This window comes from Lawsonibacter sp. OA9, from assembly GCF_022440585.1.
In genome coordinates this window covers 1-19,722 of the sequence record NZ_JAKNTI010000025.1, presented here as the reverse complement: position 1 = coordinate 19,722, position 19,722 = coordinate 1, and the positions used below count along the sequence as shown (strand labels likewise).

15 protein-coding genes and 1 pseudogene are annotated in these 19,722 nt (G+C 46.6%); 9 read left to right on the top strand and 7 right to left on the bottom strand.

Annotated features, from left to right (window positions below; all coding sequences use genetic code 11):
- Positions 1–67 precede the first annotated feature (67 nt).
- Positions 68–214: a hypothetical protein gene (locus MCG44_RS14570; protein WP_240288964.1), complete on the bottom strand. Its 147-nt coding sequence runs from the start codon at positions 212–214 to the stop codon at positions 68–70.
- 221 nt (positions 215–435) lie between these two features.
- Positions 436–1,830: an MATE family efflux transporter gene (locus MCG44_RS14565; RefSeq protein ID WP_240288963.1), complete on the bottom strand. Its 1,395-nt coding sequence runs from the start codon at positions 1,828–1,830 to the stop codon at positions 436–438.
- 260 nt (positions 1,831–2,090) lie between these two features.
- On the opposite strand from MCG44_RS14565, the gene MCG44_RS14560 reads away from it, so the two are divergent.
- Positions 2,091–4,124 carry a right-handed parallel beta-helix repeat-containing protein gene (locus tag MCG44_RS14560; protein ID WP_240288962.1) on the top strand — a complete coding sequence of 678 codons (2,034 nt, stop codon included), beginning with the start codon at positions 2,091–2,093 and terminating at the stop codon, positions 4,122–4,124.
- On the opposite strand, the gene MCG44_RS14555 is transcribed toward MCG44_RS14560, so the two are convergent.
- On the bottom strand, positions 4,099–4,950 hold the full coding sequence (locus MCG44_RS14555) for a helix-turn-helix domain-containing protein (RefSeq protein WP_240288961.1): 852 nt from the start codon (positions 4,948–4,950) through the stop codon (positions 4,099–4,101). The two genes, MCG44_RS14560 and MCG44_RS14555, sit on opposite strands and share 26 nt — an antisense overlap.
- A gap of 152 nt (positions 4,951–5,102) precedes the next feature.
- Between MCG44_RS14555 and MCG44_RS14550 the strand changes: the two genes are divergently transcribed.
- The 5 genes from MCG44_RS14550 to MCG44_RS14530 all read left to right on the top strand — a co-directional run bounded on the left by MCG44_RS14550 (position 5,103) and on the right by MCG44_RS14530 (position 11,143).
- Positions 5,103–6,248, top strand: a complete 1,146-nt coding sequence (locus MCG44_RS14550; protein WP_240288960.1) for a sugar ABC transporter substrate-binding protein — start codon at positions 5,103–5,105, stop codon at positions 6,246–6,248.
- A 40-nt stretch (positions 6,249–6,288) separates the two neighbouring features.
- Positions 6,289–7,551: a uroporphyrinogen decarboxylase family protein gene (locus MCG44_RS14545; RefSeq protein WP_240288959.1), complete on the top strand. Its 1,263-nt coding sequence runs from the start codon at positions 6,289–6,291 to the stop codon at positions 7,549–7,551.
- Between the two features lie 107 nt (positions 7,552–7,658).
- On the top strand, positions 7,659–8,618 hold the full coding sequence (locus MCG44_RS14540) for an ABC transporter permease (RefSeq protein WP_240288958.1): 960 nt from the start codon (positions 7,659–7,661) through the stop codon (positions 8,616–8,618).
- Positions 8,619–9,593, top strand: a complete 975-nt coding sequence (locus MCG44_RS14535; protein WP_240288957.1) for an ABC transporter permease — start codon at positions 8,619–8,621, stop codon at positions 9,591–9,593.
- A 35-nt stretch (positions 9,594–9,628) separates the two neighbouring features.
- Positions 9,629–11,143 (top strand): sugar ABC transporter ATP-binding protein, encoded by a 1,515-nt coding sequence (locus MCG44_RS14530; RefSeq protein ID WP_240288956.1) that lies wholly within the window; start codon positions 9,629–9,631, stop codon positions 11,141–11,143.
- Between the two features lie 62 nt (positions 11,144–11,205).
- Here the strand turns inward: MCG44_RS14530 and MCG44_RS14525 are convergent, their stop codons facing one another.
- Positions 11,206–11,835 carry a VanZ family protein gene (locus tag MCG44_RS14525; protein ID WP_240288955.1) on the bottom strand — a complete coding sequence of 210 codons (630 nt, stop codon included), beginning with the start codon at positions 11,833–11,835 and terminating at the stop codon, positions 11,206–11,208.
- A gap of 194 nt (positions 11,836–12,029) precedes the next feature.
- Here MCG44_RS14525 and MCG44_RS14520 point away from each other — a divergent pair, with 194 nt between their 5' ends.
- Together MCG44_RS14520 and MCG44_RS14515 are read left to right on the top strand one after the other, a co-directional pair.
- Positions 12,030–12,539 carry a shikimate kinase gene (locus tag MCG44_RS14520; protein ID WP_240288954.1) on the top strand — a complete coding sequence of 170 codons (510 nt, stop codon included), beginning with the start codon at positions 12,030–12,032 and terminating at the stop codon, positions 12,537–12,539.
- A 125-nt stretch (positions 12,540–12,664) separates the two neighbouring features.
- Positions 12,665–13,957: a UDP-N-acetylglucosamine 1-carboxyvinyltransferase gene (locus MCG44_RS14515; RefSeq protein ID WP_240288953.1), complete on the top strand. Its 1,293-nt coding sequence runs from the start codon at positions 12,665–12,667 to the stop codon at positions 13,955–13,957.
- Between the two features lie 327 nt (positions 13,958–14,284).
- Here the strand turns inward: MCG44_RS14515 and MCG44_RS14510 are convergent, their stop codons facing one another.
- Together MCG44_RS14510 and MCG44_RS14505 are read right to left on the bottom strand one after the other, a co-directional pair.
- Positions 14,285–16,876: a YfhO family protein gene (locus MCG44_RS14510; RefSeq protein WP_240288952.1), complete on the bottom strand. Its 2,592-nt coding sequence runs from the start codon at positions 16,874–16,876 to the stop codon at positions 14,285–14,287.
- Positions 16,863–17,840, bottom strand: a complete 978-nt coding sequence (locus MCG44_RS14505) for a glycosyltransferase family 2 protein (RefSeq protein WP_240288951.1) — start codon at positions 17,838–17,840, stop codon at positions 16,863–16,865. The genes MCG44_RS14510 and MCG44_RS14505 overlap by 14 nt, the downstream gene beginning before the upstream one ends.
- Positions 17,841–17,991: 151 nt before the next feature.
- On the opposite strand from MCG44_RS14505, the gene MCG44_RS14500 reads away from it, so the two are divergent.
- A complete protein-coding gene (locus tag MCG44_RS14500) occupies positions 17,992–19,020 on the top strand; it encodes a CPBP family intramembrane glutamic endopeptidase (RefSeq protein WP_240288950.1) in 1,029 nt (342 codons plus the stop codon).
- A gap of 43 nt (positions 19,021–19,063) precedes the next feature.
- Here the strand turns inward: MCG44_RS14500 and MCG44_RS15045 are convergent.
- A pseudogene (locus MCG44_RS15045) lies at positions 19,064–19,722 on the bottom strand (effector binding domain-containing protein); the annotation flags it as partial.

The following is a 19,722-nucleotide window of genomic DNA, read 5'->3' as shown; positions in this document are numbered from 1 at the left end:
CCATTATCGATGTTTACGAAACCAACGCGGAATACGTTTATCAGAAGACGTTTCTTCTCCGGCATTGTCAATCCGGTATCTGCAGCCGCATCTTCCCGGCAGCTGCCTGATCTTGGGTTTTCTTATCAGAATCACCGCAGCCGGCAAGACATCCGGTCATCATTAATGCTGCCATTGCAAACGCCAGTACTTTTGTTACCATTTTTTTTCTCATTGTAACTACCCCTTTTTCCTTTTATAAAGTGTGCCGGCAAATCTCTTTGATAGATTTATTCTAGCATCTATTAATGTAGACAGCATTTGCTTATCTTGTCTAAAAATAGTATAATCTTAACTTTTAGAATGAAAATTTTGTAAAAAATTAACAGTATCCGTATAACTTATCTAAGTTAACAGATACTGTTGATTTTCTTCTTTATGGAAATGCCCGCCGGGTTAAGCCGCCTCAGTATTTTCGGACGCTGACAGGACTGTCAATTCTTTTAATTCTCTGCGCATAAAGTATATGACCAGTACGGCGGCCATAAAATCTGCGATCGGTGCCGAGAACATCACCCCGTCGATACCCATGACCATTGGCAGGATCACGATCAGCGGCAGCAAAAAGATAATCTGCCGCGTCAGTGACAGAAAGATACCCTTTCCCGCCTTTCCGATCGATGTAAAGAAATTGGCGGAAACCGGCTGCAGGCCGTTGATAAATGTAAAGAACAGAAAAATTCGGAAGTATTCTTCAGCAAAATGAAAATATTCTTCCGTACCGGAACCAAACAGGCCGATGATCTGCCGCGGAAACAACTGAAAACATAAGAAAGCGATACAGGAGGCGATCGTCGCAGCGGCAGCAGCCTTCATGTAGGCTTCCCGGACACGGCGGTATTTTTTTGCGCCGTAATTGAAACTGACAATGGGCTGCAGCCCCTGAGAAATGCCAATGCATAATGAGAAAAAAATCATGTTGACTTTGGTAATGATCCCGGCGCAGGCAAGAGGAATTTCACTGCCGTAGTTTGACTGGGCACCGTAATGCCGCAGAATATTGTTCATCGCAATCTGTACAACCATCATGGCGACCTGGTTAAAACAGGGTGCCATGCCAAGTGTCACGATGTCCCGGCAATGTTTAAGAGATGGGAGCAGTGACTTCAGCGTGAGCTGTACCGTCTTAAAACGGGTCAGATAGACAATGACCATAATTCCGGAGATGATCTGACCGATGATCGTTGCAAGGGCGGCACCAGCCATCCCCATGTTAAATCCGAAGATAAACAATGGATCCAGAACCGTATTGATGACAGCACCAGTCAGGGTGCAGACCATGGAAAATCTGGGGCTTCCATCTGCACGTATCAGATTGGATCCTCCCGTCGTCAGAATCAGGAACGGAAAACCCAGAGAAGTAATGCTGGTATAAGTGACAGAGTAATCCATGATATCTGATGTCGCACCGAACAGAAACATTAATGGCTGTAAGAAAATACGGACTACAATGCAGAGCAGAAGTCCTAAAGAAAACAGCATACAGACCGAATTACCGGCATAACGCCGGGCTTCATCCGGTTCATTACGACCAAGTGATAAGTTGAAGTTTGCTGCTCCGCCGATACCGCACATTAAAGACAGGGCAGTACAGACGATAGTCAGTGGAAAGGCTATATTGGTGGCAGCGTTCCCCAGCGTTCCCACACTGTGGCCGATGAAAAGCTGGTCGACAATATTGTACAGTGCACTGACGAGCATGGCGATGATACTGGGAACGGCAAAACGGGTAAGCAGTTTGTTGATCGGTTCCACGCCGAGCGGATTGGAGCCAGTCCGGGTTGTTGGCATTGATTTAACACCTCTTCCTTCGTAATAGTTGTATTAACAGTGTACTACCTTTTAGGCATGGGAGTCAATGTGTGAAAAAGGTATCACCTCACAAAAGTGTGATTCCGGCAAAGGTAATCCGCAAGATTATGCCGGAAGAATAAACGGACCAAAAGACAAAATATTTAATGAAAGACTGCGAATGAATCAATGGTTTCCGGACGATCTGAAGGTTACAATGATACTGATAAAAATCAGAAGAGACATTGGGAGGAATGACCATGATTTATTACGTATCTGCTGATGCATCCGGTAACGGCTGCGGAACAAAGCAAAAGCCTTTTCAGAAGATCGGCGAGGCTGCGGCGATCGCCTGTGCAGGTGATGAGATTATCGTTGCCCCTGGTATTTACCGGGAGGCAGTAAATCCTGCAAATGGGGGTACAGATGAACAGCACCGCATTGTATATAGATCACAGCAGCCTCTGGGGGCCGTGATCACGGGGGCTGAACGTGTTGACAACTGGGTGCCACATGAGGGAAATGTGTGGAAAGCGCGGATCTCGAACGGCATCTTTGGAGGATATAATCCATACACGACACGGATATCCGGTGACTGGTATTATGCACTGGAACCGGTCCACACAGGAGAGGTCTATCTGAATGGAAAATCCATGTATGAAGTTATGAAGATCGAAGGGGTGCTTAACCCTGTCGTATATGAGTCTTCATGGGATCCGGCGTTCACCGTTTATACCTGGTATACTGAGCAGGATGGTGATTATACGGTAATCTATGCGAATTTCCAGGGGGTGGATCCAAATTTGGAAAATGTTGAGATCAACGTGCGCCGCAATTGTTTTTATCCGGACAGGACAGGAGTAAACTATATCACGTTATCCGGGTTTGCCGTAAAACAGGCGGCGACAACATGGGCACCTCCGACAGCCTGGCAGGAAGGGATGGTCGGACCCCACTGGTCCAAAGGATGGATTATTGAGGACTGTGAAATATCACATTCCCGGTGTTCCGGTATTTCTCTTGGCAAATATCTGCAGCCGGAAAATGACAATAAGTGGTCCAGATTCTGCCTGAAAGACGGGGCGCAGACGGAGCGCGAGATCATCTGTCAGGCGCAGGCGGAAGGCTGGTCAAAGGAAACAGTCGGGTCACATATTATCCGGCGCTGTGATATCCACGACTGCGGCCAGACAGGGATTGTGGGGCATCTGGGCGGTGTATTCTCTATTATAGAAGATAATCATATCCACCATATTAATAACAAGCAGGACCTGGCGGGCGCAGAGATCGGAGGCATCAAAATGCATGCGGCGATCGACGTGATCTTCCGGAGAAATCATATCCACCATTGTACCCGCGGGATCTGGCTGGACTGGCAGGTGCAGGGTACCCGGGTGACACAAAATCTGTTTCATGATAATGTCCCGCCCAGGGGGACCAGGATTGCCGATGGCCTTGCGCTTGCGGAGGATCTGTTTGTGGAAGTGTCTCACGGCCCCACGCTGATCGATCATAATCTGCTGCTATCTGACTGCTCATGCCGCATCAGTGCACAGGGAATAGCACTGGTACATAATCTGATCGGCGGATCTTTTACCTGGGTTGGGGAAGGGACGGATAATGGAAGCCGGACGCTTCCGTCTCCTCGTTATACGCCGTATCATATGCCGCACCGCACGGAGGTGGCCGGCTTTATGACGATACTCCACGGAGATGTGAGAATTTATAATAATATATTTGTACAACAGGGTATCCGTGAAGACCTGGCTGCATTTGCCGAAGAAAGACATGACAGCGGGATCACGAAATGTCATTTTATCTGCGGGACAAAGCCGTATGACGGGTATCCGACGGGGGAGGAATACTTCAGCAGATTTACTCCTGAGACGACCTGCGACGGTAATAATAAAGATTTATATTATCAGCATCTCCCGGTTTACACAGGCGGAAATGTTTACTTCAACGGTGCACAGCCCTGTGACACGGAGGAAAACTACCATACAGACACAGAGCACAGCATTGAGATGGCATTGACTGAGAACAACGGAAACTATACGCTTGAGACAAACCTCTATGACTATCTGCCTCAGCTGGAGATACCGTTTATCAGTACGGAAACGCTGGGTGAGGCATTCGAGCCGGAACAGAAATTTGAGAATCCGGATGGGACGCCCATCATTTTCCGGCAGGATTACTTTGGGAAGTTCCGGGGCGTCACGCCAATTCCAGGTCCCTTCTCAGACGGCAGTGACATCAAAAAACTTTATGTTAACGTGAATTCAGCCGCTTTCTGAGCTGGTGAGGAGTGATTCCGTACTTATGGCGGAATGCGGCGATATAAGAGGAGGCATCCGCAAATCCAACGTAAGAAGCGATCTCGTCCATTGAACAGGTCGTACTGGTCAGGTATTTGCGGGAGGCGTGCAGCCGGGTATTCTTGATATACTGATATGGAGAATACCCGGTTTCTTTTTTGAACAGCGTACAAAACCGGGAAACACTTAAGCCTGTTCTTTTTGCGAGTTTCTCGAGTGAAAGTACTTTGTGATAGTTCCGGTTGATATACAGTGCGAGCTCTCCCATGTTATCCGCATTGCCGCTTGTGGAGTTTACCAGCATCAGACCGAGCAGCTCATACAGTTTAGCAGACATGATGATCTCCGGGTTTTGTTTGTTGAATTCGAAAGTGCTTAACATATCCTGAAGCTTCCAGAGGAATACCGGATTGTTTTTCAGGTTGAATACATGCTGATTGCGGTTCGCCATGATCATATGTTCAAAAAAAGGATGAAAATTCTTTCCGTTAAAATGAATCCAGTAAGATTCGAGTGAACCGAGGGCCCCATAGATATGGGGCTTTTGTGTTTCAATCAGAAAAGCCTCACCGGGTTCCACTTCATATGTCTGCTTATCCGTAGACACTACTGCCTTTCCGCTCTGCACGTACATGAGCAGATAGTGGCAGTAATTTGTCCGTATTACCGAATAATCCTGTGAACAGTACGCATGTCCAATATATTCAATGTACAAAAACAGTTCCCGGGCAGTGTTGGTGGGATTGTATGAATATTCAAGCGACGTCGGCATAACACCGGGCACATTTCTGATGTTTCGAATCATGGGCAATTCTCCTTTTGGTTAAAATCACAATAGTATGGGTGCACCCTTACAGTTGAGTATATTCTAAGAATAGTAAGAATTCAATATTTTTCTGAAAGTATTTCTGATGTATTTCTATCAGTAAAAGGCTACAATGTGAACAAAGAAAAGAAGTGAAAAAAATTGAGGGGGGATTAGAAAAAAATAAGAAAAGCATGTTTTGGAAAGTAAAGGAAAATCATCAGAAAAGACGGAGGAAAAAAATGAGGAAAAAATTATTGGCAATACTTTGTACAGCAGTTATTACAGCTATGGTGATTACCGGATGCGGCGGAGGTTCCAGCGACAAACAGGCAGCAGCTCCGGCAGGAGATACGGCAGCTTCCAAAGAAGAATCACAGGACGGCAGTACCGGTGAACAGCAGCCGGAATCAAACGGATCTTATAAGATAGGCATGGTAGTAAATTATGCAGGACAGGACCCATACCAGACATCTTATTATGACACTATGGTAGCATACGCCAAGGAAAAAGGTGTGGATCTTCAGATTCTCGATCCTAAAGGAGATGCAACTACACAGGCCAACCAGGTGCAGGATCTGATCAACATGAAATGTGACAGTATTATCATCTGGCCGGTCAACAGTGAAGCAGCCGTGGCATCAGCAAGGGCTGCCAACAAAGCAGGTATCCCATGCATGTCAGCGAATACAAGAATTGCAGAATCGGGGGACGAATTTATTAAATGCCATGTTGGCCCTTCCTGTATTGAGGAAAGTAAGCAGACTGCACAGGAAATGGTAAAACAGATTGGTGAAGATGCCAAAATTGTGGAGATAGCAGGGCCTGCAGGGTACTCTGCCGCACTGGAACGTTCTCAGGGGCTGGAAGAGGGCATAGAAGGAACAAACATTCAGATCCTGGACAGCCAGACGGGGGAAGGAAACCGTGAAAAGTGCCAGCAGATTGCAGAAAATTACCTGATTAAATATGGAAAAGGTGAGCTCGATGCCATCTATGTATATGATGATAATGGAGCTTACGGTGCATGGAACGCTGTTGAGGCAGCCGGAAGACAGGATGATGTGAAAGTATATGCAGGAGCCTCCGGAAGCTTTGGAACCCTTGATTATGTAAAAGACGGAAAGATTGCGGCTACCGTTATGCAGTCCCCGTATTTTGATGCAGAGACCGCACTGGATATGGCGATCAGGCTGGCAGACGGTGAGGAACCGGAGAACTTTGATAACAGCATTGAGACACCGTTGGCGACGGCAGATACAGCAGATTCCCTGAAGGGAACAATGGAAGCGTGGTAAAGCTTGCATTCACTATAAAATTTAGCGGAGGATTTAAAATATGATGACACACAGAGAACGGGTACAGACAACTTTAAATCACAGACAGCCGGATAAAGTGGCGGTTGATTTTGGCGGAATCAATGATTCCACAATGCATGTAAGCTGTATTGAAGGACTGAGAGAGTATTATGGACTGGAAAAACGTCCGGTTACCGTTGTGGATGTTTACATTATGGCGGGTATGATTGAAGAGGACCTGGCAGATGTCATGGGGGTTGATACCGCATCTGCATTTCCCAAAGGGACGATGTTTGGATTTCCAAGGGATAAAGTAAAAGAGTGGATTAACCCCGATGGGCAGACGATCCTGGTGCCGGAAGGGTTCAATCCACAGCCGGATGGTAAAGGCGGATATTATATTCATCCTCAGGGCGACTTGAGTATTCCGGCTTCCGGACATATGCCTGCAAAATCAGTCTACTTTGATGCTATTATCCGTCAGGAACCATTTGACGATGATGACCTGGATCCGCAGGACAATCTGGAGGAATGGACATTACTGGATGATGACAACCTGCAGTATATCAAAGAGCAGGCAGAAGCCGGCTGCCGTCAAAACCGATCAGTAATTCTGGCAGCACCGGGTATGGGACTCGGTGATGCGGCAGATATTCCGGGCGTAGGGCTGAAACACCCAAAAGGAATTCGTAATTATACAGACTGGTACATGTCCCCGCTTTTAAGAGAGGACTTTGTAAAAGAGCTGTTTGACAGGCAGATGGATATTGCGATTGAGAACCTGCGCCGGGTGAATGAAGTATGCGGAGATATGATAGATGTGGCATTTACCTGCGCTGCAGATCTTTCCCATCAGCACAGTCTGTTCGTATCCCCGGATGTATTCCGTGAAGTTTATATGCCGTATTATAAAAAGGCGAATAACTGGATACACGAAAATACGAACTGGAAGATCTTAAAACATAATTGTGGTGCTGTACGGCCGCTGATACCGCTGCTTATCGAGGCTGGATTTGACGCTTTGAATCCAGTGCAGACCTCAGCGGACGGAATGGACCCGCAGGAGCTGAAAAATGAGTTCGGCAAAGATATCACGTTCTGGGGAGGTGGTGTGGATACACAGAAAGTACTGCCTTTTGGCACACCGGAAGAGGTTCGCGAACAGGTGCTCAGAAGATGCGAGATTTTTGCAAAAGACGGTGGATTTGTGTTTAATGCTGTACATATCATTCAGGCAAATACGCCGGTGGAAAATATTGTGGCGATGTTAGACGCAGTGAAAGAATTTAACGGAGAGAAATAATTTTATTTTGTTCCAGTGCAGAGAGACCGATTTGAGAGGGCGTCTGGCCCTTGTGTAAACGATCGGTCTTTCTGCTATAAAAAACTATTAGAGGGAGGTTATGTGTAATGGAGTCTCAAAGCAACAAGAATTTTTTGACCACTCTGAAAAAGCAGGGTATAGTGTTTGCGATGATACTGGTCTATGTGGTATTTGCGGTAATATCCAAACAGTTTCGTACGCCAGACAACTTTGTTCTGATTTTCAGGCAGGTGGCCACCATCGCCGTAATGGGTGCAGGTATGACATTCGTCATCATCGGAGGGAACTTCGACCTGTCCGTCGGCTCCCTGCTGTCACTGTGCAGCGTCATCTGTATTGACCTGCATGACAAGATCGGGCCGGTCCCGGCGATCCTTGTGACGCTGGTAGTCGGTATGGCATCCGGTGTGATCAGCGGATATCTGTGCGGGTATCTCAGGCTGAATTCCATGATCGTTACCCTGGGTATGATGAACGTACTGCAGGCGCTGGCGATGATGTATACGAACGGCCAGTTTGTGCAGATGGCAGACAGCAACGCGTGGTTTACGAAGATCGGAAAGGGAAGTATCGGCCCGGTCCCGATTTCCACCATCATCATGGCGCTGTTTATCATCATCATGGGAATCGTGCTGACCAAGACCGTATACGGGCATCATGTGATGTCGGTGGGAGGAAATGATGAAGCGTGCCGTTACAGTGGAATCAACGATAAGCTGGTGATCCTGAAGACGTTTGTACTGTCGGGCCTTGCGACGGCAGTGGGTGCGATCATGCTGTGTTCGCGGGGTGCGGCGGCGCAGGCTACGATCGGTGAAACTTATGAATTTGATGTTATCTCAGGAGTCATCCTTGGAGGTGCATCCTTAAGCGGAGGAAGCGGAAGTGTCTATAAGACTTTCGTGGGAGTGATGATCCTTGGTATCCTGAAAAACGGATTCGTGATCGTGGGTCTGCCTTATTACCTGCAGTGGGTGGCACAGTGTGTAGTAATTCTGATAGCGGTATATATGGATATCATGACAAAAAGAAAGAAGGGTGTGTAAATGAGCTGGGGAAACATTAAAAAATTTCTGTCTAAGAACACGATCATACCAATCTGGATTGTATTTTTCGTATTTGCAGTCATCTTCGTGCCTGGATTCCTGAACGTGAACAACCTGTTCAACGTCTTTAACCAGAACGCCATGAAGGGTATTATGGCGATAGGTATGACATTTGTAATCATCAACAGCTACTTTGATATGTCAACGTGTACGTTGGTAGCATTGGCAGCATCCCTTGCCTGCGGCCTGGAAGGGAGCATCGGAATGATCCCCGGAATCATCGTGGCATTGCTGGTAGGGTGCCTGGTAGGTGCCATCAACGGATTCCTGGTAGCATATGCAAGAATCAACGCATTCGTCGTTACCCTGGCGATGATGCTTGGGTGCCGGGGATTCGGATACATATACCATGCGGAGCAGTCCCTGATCCCGAACCATACGGATGCAGGGTGGGCATTCATTGATTTCGGAGCGGGAAAGATCGGGCCGTTATCGTATATCAGCATTATCTTCATCGTACTGCTGCTTCTGGCGCACTATGTGCTGAAATATACGACACATGGGCGAAATACCTATGCGATAGGAGGAAACGAGAACTCTGCGTTTAATGCAGGAATCAATTATAAACGGACAACGTTTATCAACTTTGTGATCTGCGGTTTTACAGGAGCACTGGGAGGAATCCTGTATGCAGCGTTTGCAGGATCCTCGACCCCGACGCTGGGATGGCCGGATATGCACATGCTGGTAATTGCGGGCGTTGTACTGGGCGGATGTAAGCTGACAGGGGGAGTAGGAAACATCTGGTATACCTTAGGAGGTATCATGCTGCTGGGAGTGATCAACAATATGATGAACCTTCTGAACGTACAGACATACGTGAACCGTCTGGTGACGGGCCTGATCATGATCGGGGTCCTGTACCTGGATAAGGTCATGATGCATAAGAAAACCAAAAAAGCGAACCTTGAGTAACGTTAAATTTGAATGTAAAACCGGAGGAAATGTAAATGAGCAATGAATATGTTCTTGAAATGAAAGATATCAGTAAAACTTTTCCCGGTGTTAAGGCATTGGATCATGCTCATTTGAATCTGAAATACGGCGAGGTACTGGCACTGTGCGGAGAGAACGGTGCGGGAAAGTCAACACTGATGAAAGTGCTTTCCGGAGTATACCACGCTGATGAGGGTTCGGGTGAGATCATTTACCAGGGGAAACCTGTTCGCTACAATAGTCCTATTGAGGCGAAGAATGATGGTGTTGTCTTAATTTTCCAGGAATTATCCTTAGTAATGGATTTAACCGTAGCAGAGAACCTGTATCTGGGCAGCCTGCCGAAAAAAGGCGGCAGGATTGACTGGAAGAAGATGAATGCGGATGCACAGAAGGTTCTGGATGAACTGGAGTGCCCGGCAAAACCGACGGACACGATCTCAGCACTGCCGATCGCACAGCAGCAGATGGTGGAGATCGCCCGTGGAATCGCCCTGGGTGCAAAGATCCTCGTGCTGGATGAGCCGACGTCTTCCCTGACAGAAAAAGAAAAGAATTCTCTGTTTAAGATTGTCAACAAACTGAAAACCCAGGGTGTTGGTATGGTATATATCAGCCACAAGATGGATGAGATTTTCGAGATCAGCGACCGCGTGCTGGTGATGAGGGATGGAAAACCGACCGGTGAATTTGTGACCAAAGACATCGAGCTGGACGACATCGTAAACAGTATGATCGGCCGTTCCCTTGACAATTACTACTATAAATGTAAGTGGAACCCGAAGGAAGAAGTGCTGCGGGTAGAAAACCTGTCCCTGAAGGGATATTTTAAGGATATTTCCTTTAACGTTCATGCCGGGGAGGTTGTGGGATTCTACGGCCTGGTAGGAGCGGGGCGTACAGAGATCATGGAGACGATCTTCGGTATCCGCAAGGCGGATTCGGGAAAGATCTACCTGGAAGGCAAGGAGCAGAAGATCCGGTCCAGTGTGGATGCGGTAAAGGCAAAGATCGGGTTTGTTACGGAGAACCGTAAGGAACAGGGCCTGGTGCTGGAGCAGTCGTGCCGTGACAACATGGCGCTGGCGAAACTGCCGATGATCTCAAAAGCCGGTTTTGTGGATATGAAGGCGTCGTATGAGATTTATAAGGAATACCATGATAAACTGCAGATCAGTTCTCCGAGTCCTGAGCAGCCGGTTGGAAATCTTTCCGGTGGTAATCAGCAGAAAGTTGTCCTTGGAAAATGGATGACAATCGGACCGAAACTGTTGATTCTGGATGAGCCGACGCGTGGTATTGATGTAGGGTCGAAATCAGAGATATACAGACTGATCGCAGAGCTGGCGGAGAAAGAAGGGCTGGCGGTCATCATCATTTCCTCGGAGATGCCGGAGGTCATGGGAATCAGCAACCGGGTACTGACAATCGCACAGGGTAATCTGACAGGAGAACTCGTGGGTGATGAGATCACAGAGGAAACACTGATGAGAGCAATTCTTATCACGGATTCCACGCAACAGGCATAGGGCAGCTGAGAGAGGGTCTGAATTACAGCCGGTAATCCGGATCCTCTGCATCTGTACTGCCTTTATGCCCATAACAGATTATATACAAAACCATACTGAAGCGGAATAATAAAATAATTCAGCAGAAGACATCCTGCGATGCAGACCAGCCACCCGTGTTTTTCCCAAAATCGGCAGTTTCCACTGCAAAAATGTGACAGGAAGACAGGAAAAATTTTCTGAAGCATCCCCCAGATCAGATATCCAGCCGCTGCACCGAGTGTATTCATCATAAGATCGTCAATATCGACAGCGCGGAAAGTAAAAAGCTGAAGCAGCTCAATAGCCAGAGACAGACTGAGACCGGTCAGCAGCGTCCGTAAAAGGGATTTGAATTTCTGCCATAAAAGCGGCAAAAAGAAACCCACGGGCAGAAAAAGAAGCACATTCATGCCATACTGGAACATACCTTCCGGAAAATCAACAAAGGGCACCAGATTGATTCCTGCATCTCCCCACCGCATGTCATAGAAGCTGGGGAGTCCCGTGATATCGAAAATAAGAATCAGGATGGCAGAAAATAAAGTGACAGTTAAAATATGGACACCTTTTACGGTACACTTAAAAATGCGCATAACAAAATAACATAACATACCTGTTAAGATAATAACAGGTGTCGTACATGATAATTCCATCAGCAGATACGAAAGCATTGTCTGACCTCCTGCGGGTTAAGAATACGTTTATTCTACCGCTGATATCTTAATTTTATATTTGTATTTTCTTAAATCTTAATAAAAATCCCCGGTTCTTTGTTACGAATGTCCAGAACGTACATTCATGTTGAAAGAATTTTTCAATTATGCTAAACTATAGACGTATTTAGCATGCAAAAGGCTAGGGGAACATGAAAAAAGAAAAGAACAATCTTGTATTAATCGGAATGCCGGGTGTTGGAAAAAGCACAATAGGCGTGATTCTGGCAAAGGAAATCGGATATCAGTTTCTGGATGCTGATCTTTTGATCCAGCAGCAGGAAAACCGTCTGCTGAAGGAAATCATCGCAGAAGAAGGGACAGACGGGTTCATTTTGATTGAAAACAGAGTCAATGCGTCCATTGATGCGTATCGCACCGTAATTGCTACAGGAGGGAGTGTAGTATACGGAAAAGAGGCGATGGAACACCTCCGGGAAATCGGAACAATTATTTATTTACGGCTTTCCTATGCATCTTTGAAGAGGCGTCTGCATAACCTAAGAGGTAGAGGGGTAGTGCAGAAAGAAGGACAAACTCTTTGGGATATTTATGAGGAGCGCACGGTGTTGTATGAGCAATATGCAGATTTGATTGTTGATGAAGAAAATAAAGGAATTGAGGAGACGCTGCAGGTGATTCTCGATACATTAATTTTATAAAAATTTTAATTTTTTTTTACAAAACAATTGAATTATTATAACATATGCGGTATGCTAATTAATACATTGATTGGTTGTATGGGCAGTCTCAGGGCTGCAGATACAAGAAAAATCCGAGGTGGAATATGGAACAATATATAATAAGAGGTGGCAATCCGCTGGTTGGAGAGGTAGAAATCGGTGGAGCAAAAAATGCAGCGCTCGCTATTTTGGCTGCGGCAATTATGACGGATGAAACAGTGCGTATCGATAATCTTCCGGATGTCAGAGACATTAATGTTTTGCTGGAAGCGATTGAAAGAATCGGGGCAACAGTTGAACGTGTTGACCGCCATACGGTGACCATCAACGGAGCTACAATTGGCGATATCAGTGTTGATTACGAATATATTAAAAAAATTCGTGCGTCCTACTATCTGTTAGGCGCACTGCTTGGCAAATACAAGAAAGCGGAAGTACCGCTTCCCGGCGGCTGCAATATCGGAAGCCGTCCGATTGACCAGCACTTAAAAGGGTTCCGTGCGCTCGGCGCATCTGTTGATATCCTGCACGGTGCGATCGTGGCGAGAGCCAATGAATTAAACGGAAATCATATCTTCCTGGATATGGTATCGGTAGGCGCAACGATAAATATCATGATGGCTGCTTCCATGGCAAAAGGAAGGACCATAATCGAAAACGCCGCCAGAGAACCGCATGTTGTTGACGTTGCCAATTTCCTGAACAGTATGGGAGCTAATATTAAAGGTGCGGGTACGGATGTCATTCGTATCAAAGGTGTGGACAAACTGCACGCCAGCGATTATTCTATTGTCCCGGATATGATCGAAGCGGGAACCTATATGATGGCAGCGGCGGCTACCAAGGGAGATATTCTGCTTAAAAATGTGATACCGAAGCATCTTGAGGCGACGACAGCGAAGCTGGAGGAGATCGGATGTGAGGTGGAAGAGTTTGACGATACCATTCGTGTGATCGCTTCCCGGCGTCTCAGAAGAACGCATGTGAAAACACTGCCTTATCCTGGATTTCCGACGGATATGCAGCCGCAGATGGCGGTTGTACTTGCGCTCGCAGACGGGACAAGTATTGTAACCGAAAGTATTTTCGAGAACCGATTTAAATATGCTGATGAGCTTGCGCGTATGGGAGCAGATGTCAAAGTGGAAGGAAATACTGCGATTATAGACGGTGTGGACCGCCTTACGGGTGCCAGAGTAAGTGCACCGGATCTTCGTGCGGGAGCAGCACTTGTAATAGCCGGACTGGCGGCTGACGGCATCACAACGGTAGATGATATCATGTATATTCAGCGCGGCTATGAGGATTTTGAAGGAAAACTCAGAGGGCTTGGCGCAGATATTGACCGTGTGTTCAGCGAAAAGGAAATTCAGAAATTCAAACTTCGGATCGGATAAAAAAGAAATAAAAGTACCGGATACATAAGGCCTGCGGCTGCAGGTTTTATGTATCCGGTTTTTTATTAGATTAGTATTGTCCGGCTTTAAATTCCGATGTATCCGAAAGTGCAGTGAGCTTATAATCCCTTACGCCGTAACCGGTTAGCTTTTTAAAAAGGCGCCCCATCCAGTACAGTGCTCTGCACTCGGGATGGATCCGCAGAGACTGAAAGATGAATACGGTAAAGATATTACTTTCTGGGGCGGCGGTTATATATTTAATTCTATTCATATCGTTCAATGCGGTACACCGGTGGAAAATATTGTTGCAATGATTGATGCAGTTCATGAATTTAACGGTGACCGGCGCTGACGCACACAGAAGATGCAGAGCAGAATTCCTGTGAAAGTGCAGAACCAGCCGGCTGTTTTTCCCGGGGCGCGGTAACGGATCTCAATCTGATGTTCACCCTGCGCAAGCGGGAATCCCAGGAATGCAGTGTTGACTTTCTGCGGCTGGACGGTCTGTCCGTCAACAGTGATTTTAAAATTACGGTCATATGGGACAGAGCTGATAAACCAGCCGCTTTGTTCTGCAGTGACAGTACCCGTCATCACATCACCTCCGCTTTGGGCTTCGTCGATTTGAAATGGCTGGCTGTAAAGGCTGTTGTCGTTCAGGACATCTGAGCTGACAGAGCAGGCGTGCATATCAGTGATCCGGTAATCTCCCTTTTTGAATGTGACAGGAAGGGAGGTTTTGCCGTTTCCAATCCCGAGTACATAGGTAAAAGTGGTATTACTGTTATAATAATCGTGATTTACACTTGTAAGCTTGTTGTTGACTGTGCCGATTTTGATGGAGATATCCTTTTCGGGATTCAGGTTTTCTATCTGAAACTGCAGAAACAGCAGATCCCCCGATTTTGTTCCATCCGGAAGCTGGACATCGATCCTGGCTTTCTTAGCGGCGTGAATCTCGTACCCTGAGTCGGTGGCCTGAATATCCAGGACGGAGTCCTTCTGTTTCGGAAGAACGAACTGTGTGGCGCTGACATCAATTTTTTTCTGAGCGGACTTTCCTGACGCCGGGATATTGGAATCCGGGACAACAGATGCCTGAGAAAATATGAGCTGACTGTGAGGAAAGCTTAAATTTTCGTAATCCTGGTCTGAGATCAGACGGTCAGTGACATAACCGATGGGAGCTGTATTTCTATTTTCCCAGACAGATATGCCGTTTTCAGTGCTCCGTTTTTGATAATCGAACTGTGCATCCTCACTCAGGATATATTTTACTCCCATCAGCCGTCGAAACAGGGGATTCTGGGATACGCCCTGCATGAGATAGTTGCGATAAGGCTGTTCCAGATCAAATGTTTCCTCACGGAATGTTCTGTAATACGGGTTGCAGGCTGAAGAATACAGAGAGGAGATCTTCTGACCGTCAGCATGCACCCTGTTAAAGTTTGCAGAATTTTCTGTGTGCGTTCCGCTCTGTTCCAGACGAAATCCGGACAGATCATCGCCGATGGAGGAAATCGTATCAGAAATATCGGAACTGGTAAGTTCCTCATAAAATTCACGTGATACGGCCATATCTGCGGCACCGTGATAGATCATGCAGTAACTGAACAGAAAGCCGCATGACAGGAGTACCGGAAGAGGTGCGGTCAGTTTATTCAGATAGAGACAGGGACAAATCGCTGCAAGCAGAACGGCTGCGTCGATAAGGATAAACTTCCAGTAATTCTGGTATTGCTCCTGATGTCTGCTGATAAACAATAAAAAAATGACGAACAGATATGGCAGCAGGTACAGCATTTTTGCCCGGAAAGAGCCGTTGGCTTTGACCTGATATACCTTCTTCATATAATATGCAATAACATAGCATAGAAGCGGGAGAAAGGGAATAAACACCTTATCCTTTTCATACAGTCCGCCGTTCAGCAGATATCCTGCGGCAGGGATTATGAAAAGGGCGATCAGTCCCCAGATTAAAATCCGCTCGCCTGCCCTCTTCCAGAACGCTCCTGTTATCAGAACTGTCACGACAAGTGAAGTCAGCCCCAGTCCATAGGGGCTGTACAGAAGGCGCATGATTTTCAGTTCCGGTATCAGCAGCTGTGCGGCGGAGACGGTCTGCGAAGACGGTCTGCTGCTCCCGAAAATCGCGGCTGCTGAAGGTATCAGCAAAATGCCGGCCATGCATACTGCGGCTATCAGGGGGCACAGAAGCCTGGTAATACTCTGTATCCACAGGGAAGCAGTGAGCGGTGCTTTGTTTTCCTGAAGAAAGCGGTGCAGTCCATATAAAAATAGAGCACCCATACCGCCTATTGAAAAGTAGAAGCTCGTCATGATCATCAGAAATACAGCCACGATCAGCAATCCGGACCTGCGCCGGTCGACCAAGCGGTCTGTTCCCAGAAAACCAAGACACAGAAATGGCATGTAATTTATGAACATCCACTGATTATAAGAGTGATAAATCATGGGAGCTGCCAGCAGGAACAACAGTGAGCAGCTAAAGCTGATCCAGACCGAAAAACCCCGTTTTACCAGCCAGGTATAAAACAGGTAAACAGAAGCTGCAAGCCCGAGAACACTGACGGCCATGATGTAATCTGCCATCTTCACGAATGGAAGCATATACGACATCAGGATCAGCGGGCTGAACAAACCGTAATAAGAAAAATTATAGATGTTCTGCCCTCCGCCGATGTCCGGAGCAAAATTTGGAAAAAGCTGCCCTGTCTTATAGAACAGCTGCCGGAAATAATCCGGCAGTACGCTGTGCTGGCTGATCCAGTCTACTTTGGAACCGAAAATGCCGTTACTCAGCACGCAGGCACAGCCAAGAATCAGGACGGATGCTAGCAGAACACCGCACATAATGTGCTTGTTTCTGCTAAAAGTATCGTCATGCTGCTTCATAAGGGTTCCCTCCGGCGTTCTGGCATTCAACTGCTTTTTCGCTGGATTCCTTTAAAATAAAAATTGGCCTGTGTTTACATTCCAAATATGTTTTGGCGAGGTATTGTCCCACAATACCTGTACAAAACAGCTGAATCCCGCTGACAAAAAATATCAGGCAGGCAAGTGACGGCCAACCGCCGACCGGGTCGCCGAACAATAGTGTTTTTATTATGATAATGATGATCATCAGGAATGCAAGGCCGCAGAACGCAACACCGGCAAACGATGCCAGCGACAGCGGTGCAACAGAAAAACCGGTGATTCCCTCCAGTGAATAACAGAACAGTTTTTTTAAAGACCACTTGGTCTCGCCTGCTGCCCGTTCGATATTCGGATACTCCAGCCATTTGGTGCGAAACCCAACCCACTCAAAGATTCCCTTGGAAAAACGGTTATATTCGCTCATTGAGACAACGGCTTTTGCCATACCGGACTTCATCAAACGGTAGTCTCTGGCGCCGTTTACGATTTCAGTCCTGGAAATACGGTTGATGAACCGGTAGAATTCCCTGGATAAAAACGAACGGACCACGGGCTCTCCGTCGCGGTTGGAACGCTTCGTAGCGACACTGTCGTAGTCTTCGGTTTTCAAAATCTGATACATTTTCGGCAGCAGCGACGGGGGATCCTGAAGATCTGCGTCCATAACTGCAACATAATCTCCTGAAACATTGGAAAGACCAGCATAGATAGCGGCCTCTTTTCCAAAATTTCTGGAAAATGAAAAGTATTTGCAGCGCTTGTCCTTTTGATTCAGTTCTTTTAAAACCGGAAGAGTACGGTCGCTGGAACCGTCATCGATAAACAGCAGCTCAAAACTGCATGAGTCCATCTGACCCATTACTTTCTCCATTGCCTCGAAATATGCCGGGAGTACCTCCTCCTCATTAAAACATGGTATGACAATTGATATCTTATCCATATACTCACCTCTCTAACGGCAGTATACAGGAAGAATCTTAAGATTTTCTTTTCTTTCCTTAAATAAATGATAAAAATTTACCGGGTATATCGTTCTGCACACGAATGATATGTTATAATAAAACATAATCTGCTTTGATGGGAGGAATATGATGCAGGAGGATTTGGGATTGCGGGAAATGCCGGTTGTGACGAGACAGGACAGGAAATACTTTTCTAAGATTGGAATAGCATTTTTTATAGGGACATTACTGATTGTTGCAATACAGGGAGTGTCTGTCGTGCTGATCAGCTGGTGGAAACCAGAATGGCTGGGGAACAATACGGGTTCCCTGCTGGTGAGTTCGCTGCCGATGTATCTGGTTGCGATGCCTCTGATGATTTTAATCATAACCCGTGTGAAGCCACAAAAAGTGATAACTCAGCGGCAGATGTCGGCGGGGCAGATGACAGTGGCTTTTATCATGTCTTATGCGATTCTATATGTGAGTAATCTGGCGGGGACATTCATAACTGCGATCATCGGTTTTTTAAAAGGGTCCGGGGTGAGCAATGTTATGGCGGATGCCGTGGTCGGTACAAACCGCTGGGTTATTTTTGTGCTAATGGTACTCTGTGCACCTGTTTACGAAGAATTTATATTCCGTAAGCTTTTGATTGACCGGACAGCAGTATACGGGGAAGGCGTGGCTGTTTTGATCTCGGGATTGATGTTCGGACTGTTTCACGGTAATCTGAATCAGTTTGCCTACGCATTCCTGCTGGGAATCTTCTTTGCTTTCATCTATGTAAAAACCGGGAGAATCCGGTATACGGTCATACTGCATATGCTGATTAATTTCCTGGGAAGCGTGGTCGCAACCTGGGTGATGGAAGCCTTTGATGTTGGCGAGATGGAAAAGGCAGTGGAGTTATATCAGAACAGCCCGGCAGAGGGAATGGCCGCAATGCAGTCTGTATTGCCGGGAATTGCCCTGGCAGGGGGATATGTGCTGTTGATATTTGGGATTGTGATAGCCGGAATTGTACTGTTGATCGTTTTTCGCAGAAAATTCAGACTTATGCCCGGAGAAGTGACGATACCGAAAGGAAAACGATTTAAAACGATTGTGGTAAATTTGGGAATGCTGTTGTTCTGTGGCTTCTGGCTGGTGCAGATGATCCTGCAGCTTGTGATGTGAGGATGGGGCGGCAATAATACCGCCCCTGTAAATCAGCCTTTCGCTATTTCCTTTTAACAGGTATCCAGATTTCGCTGTAATAGTTCTCATCCTGTGTACCGTCTGCAAAATCTGTGCAGTCGCTGTACATTTCAATATTATACCCTGCAGCGATTTCATAATCTTTGCAGTTTGGCAGCCATTCTGAAAAGATTTTTTATTTACATCCTGCAGGGAAACGGGCATTGGTCCTTTACAGGCAAGACGGCCCTGTGTGCCTGGGAATGATCTTTGTGGCAAGACCCTCATGTCTCTGCCGACGGATCATAGTTATCTGCGATCAGGTATTCGAATTCATTGCCTTCCATGCTTTCGTCAATACTCACCCCATACATACGCAGATGCCATAATTCCCGCCTATAGTGTCCGCGTCGGCTGATAGTGCTTAGTCCAAAATTTCGGTATCTCTTCAGCCCGCACTGTCGTACTTGATATTTCCCGATACCCCACAACAGTAAAAGTCTTTTTCAACAATCTTGTAATCCATAATATAACCGCCTTCAGTGAAAATTTAATTTTTAGAGGGGCGAACATTTTAATCATTGCCCCGTCTCTTCGCACAGCAGTAGTGTAACGCCATGGAAACGTGAGAACGCTTTCGTGAAACTGTCCGGGGAATCGTAACCATATTTAAGCGCAATGTCTATGATTTTTGCATCAGTG

What these genes read in the sequence shown, in the direction of transcription:
- MCG44_RS14570 (WP_240288964.1), bottom strand. Translation starts at nt 214, where the DNA reads ATGAGAAAAAAAATGGTAACAAAAGTACTGGCGTTTGCAATGGCAGCA.
- MCG44_RS14555 (WP_240288961.1), bottom strand. Translation starts at nt 4,950, where the DNA reads ATGATTCGAAACATCAGAAATGTGCCCGGTGTTATGCCGACGTCGCTT.
- MCG44_RS14500 (WP_240288950.1), top strand. Translation starts at nt 17,992, where the DNA reads ATGCAGGAGGATTTGGGATTGCGGGAAATGCCGGTTGTGACGAGACAG.
- MCG44_RS14540 (WP_240288958.1), top strand. Translation starts at nt 7,659, where the DNA reads ATGGAGTCTCAAAGCAACAAGAATTTTTTGACCACTCTGAAAAAGCAG.
- MCG44_RS14510 (WP_240288952.1), bottom strand. Translation starts at nt 16,876, where the DNA reads ATGAAGCAGCATGACGATACTTTTAGCAGAAACAAGCACATTATGTGC.
- MCG44_RS14545 (WP_240288959.1), top strand. Translation starts at nt 6,289, where the DNA reads ATGATGACACACAGAGAACGGGTACAGACAACTTTAAATCACAGACAG.
- MCG44_RS14560 (WP_240288962.1), top strand. Translation starts at nt 2,091, where the DNA reads ATGATTTATTACGTATCTGCTGATGCATCCGGTAACGGCTGCGGAACA.
- MCG44_RS14535 (WP_240288957.1), top strand. Translation starts at nt 8,619, where the DNA reads ATGAGCTGGGGAAACATTAAAAAATTTCTGTCTAAGAACACGATCATA.
- MCG44_RS14515 (WP_240288953.1), top strand. Translation starts at nt 12,665, where the DNA reads ATGGAACAATATATAATAAGAGGTGGCAATCCGCTGGTTGGAGAGGTA.
- MCG44_RS14520 (WP_240288954.1), top strand. Translation starts at nt 12,030, where the DNA reads ATGAAAAAAGAAAAGAACAATCTTGTATTAATCGGAATGCCGGGTGTT.
- MCG44_RS14565 (WP_240288963.1), bottom strand. Translation starts at nt 1,830, where the DNA reads ATGCCAACAACCCGGACTGGCTCCAATCCGCTCGGCGTGGAACCGATC.
- MCG44_RS14530 (WP_240288956.1), top strand. Translation starts at nt 9,629, where the DNA reads ATGAGCAATGAATATGTTCTTGAAATGAAAGATATCAGTAAAACTTTT.
- MCG44_RS14505 (WP_240288951.1), bottom strand. Translation starts at nt 17,840, where the DNA reads ATGGATAAGATATCAATTGTCATACCATGTTTTAATGAGGAGGAGGTA.
- MCG44_RS14525 (WP_240288955.1), bottom strand. Translation starts at nt 11,835, where the DNA reads ATGCTTTCGTATCTGCTGATGGAATTATCATGTACGACACCTGTTATT.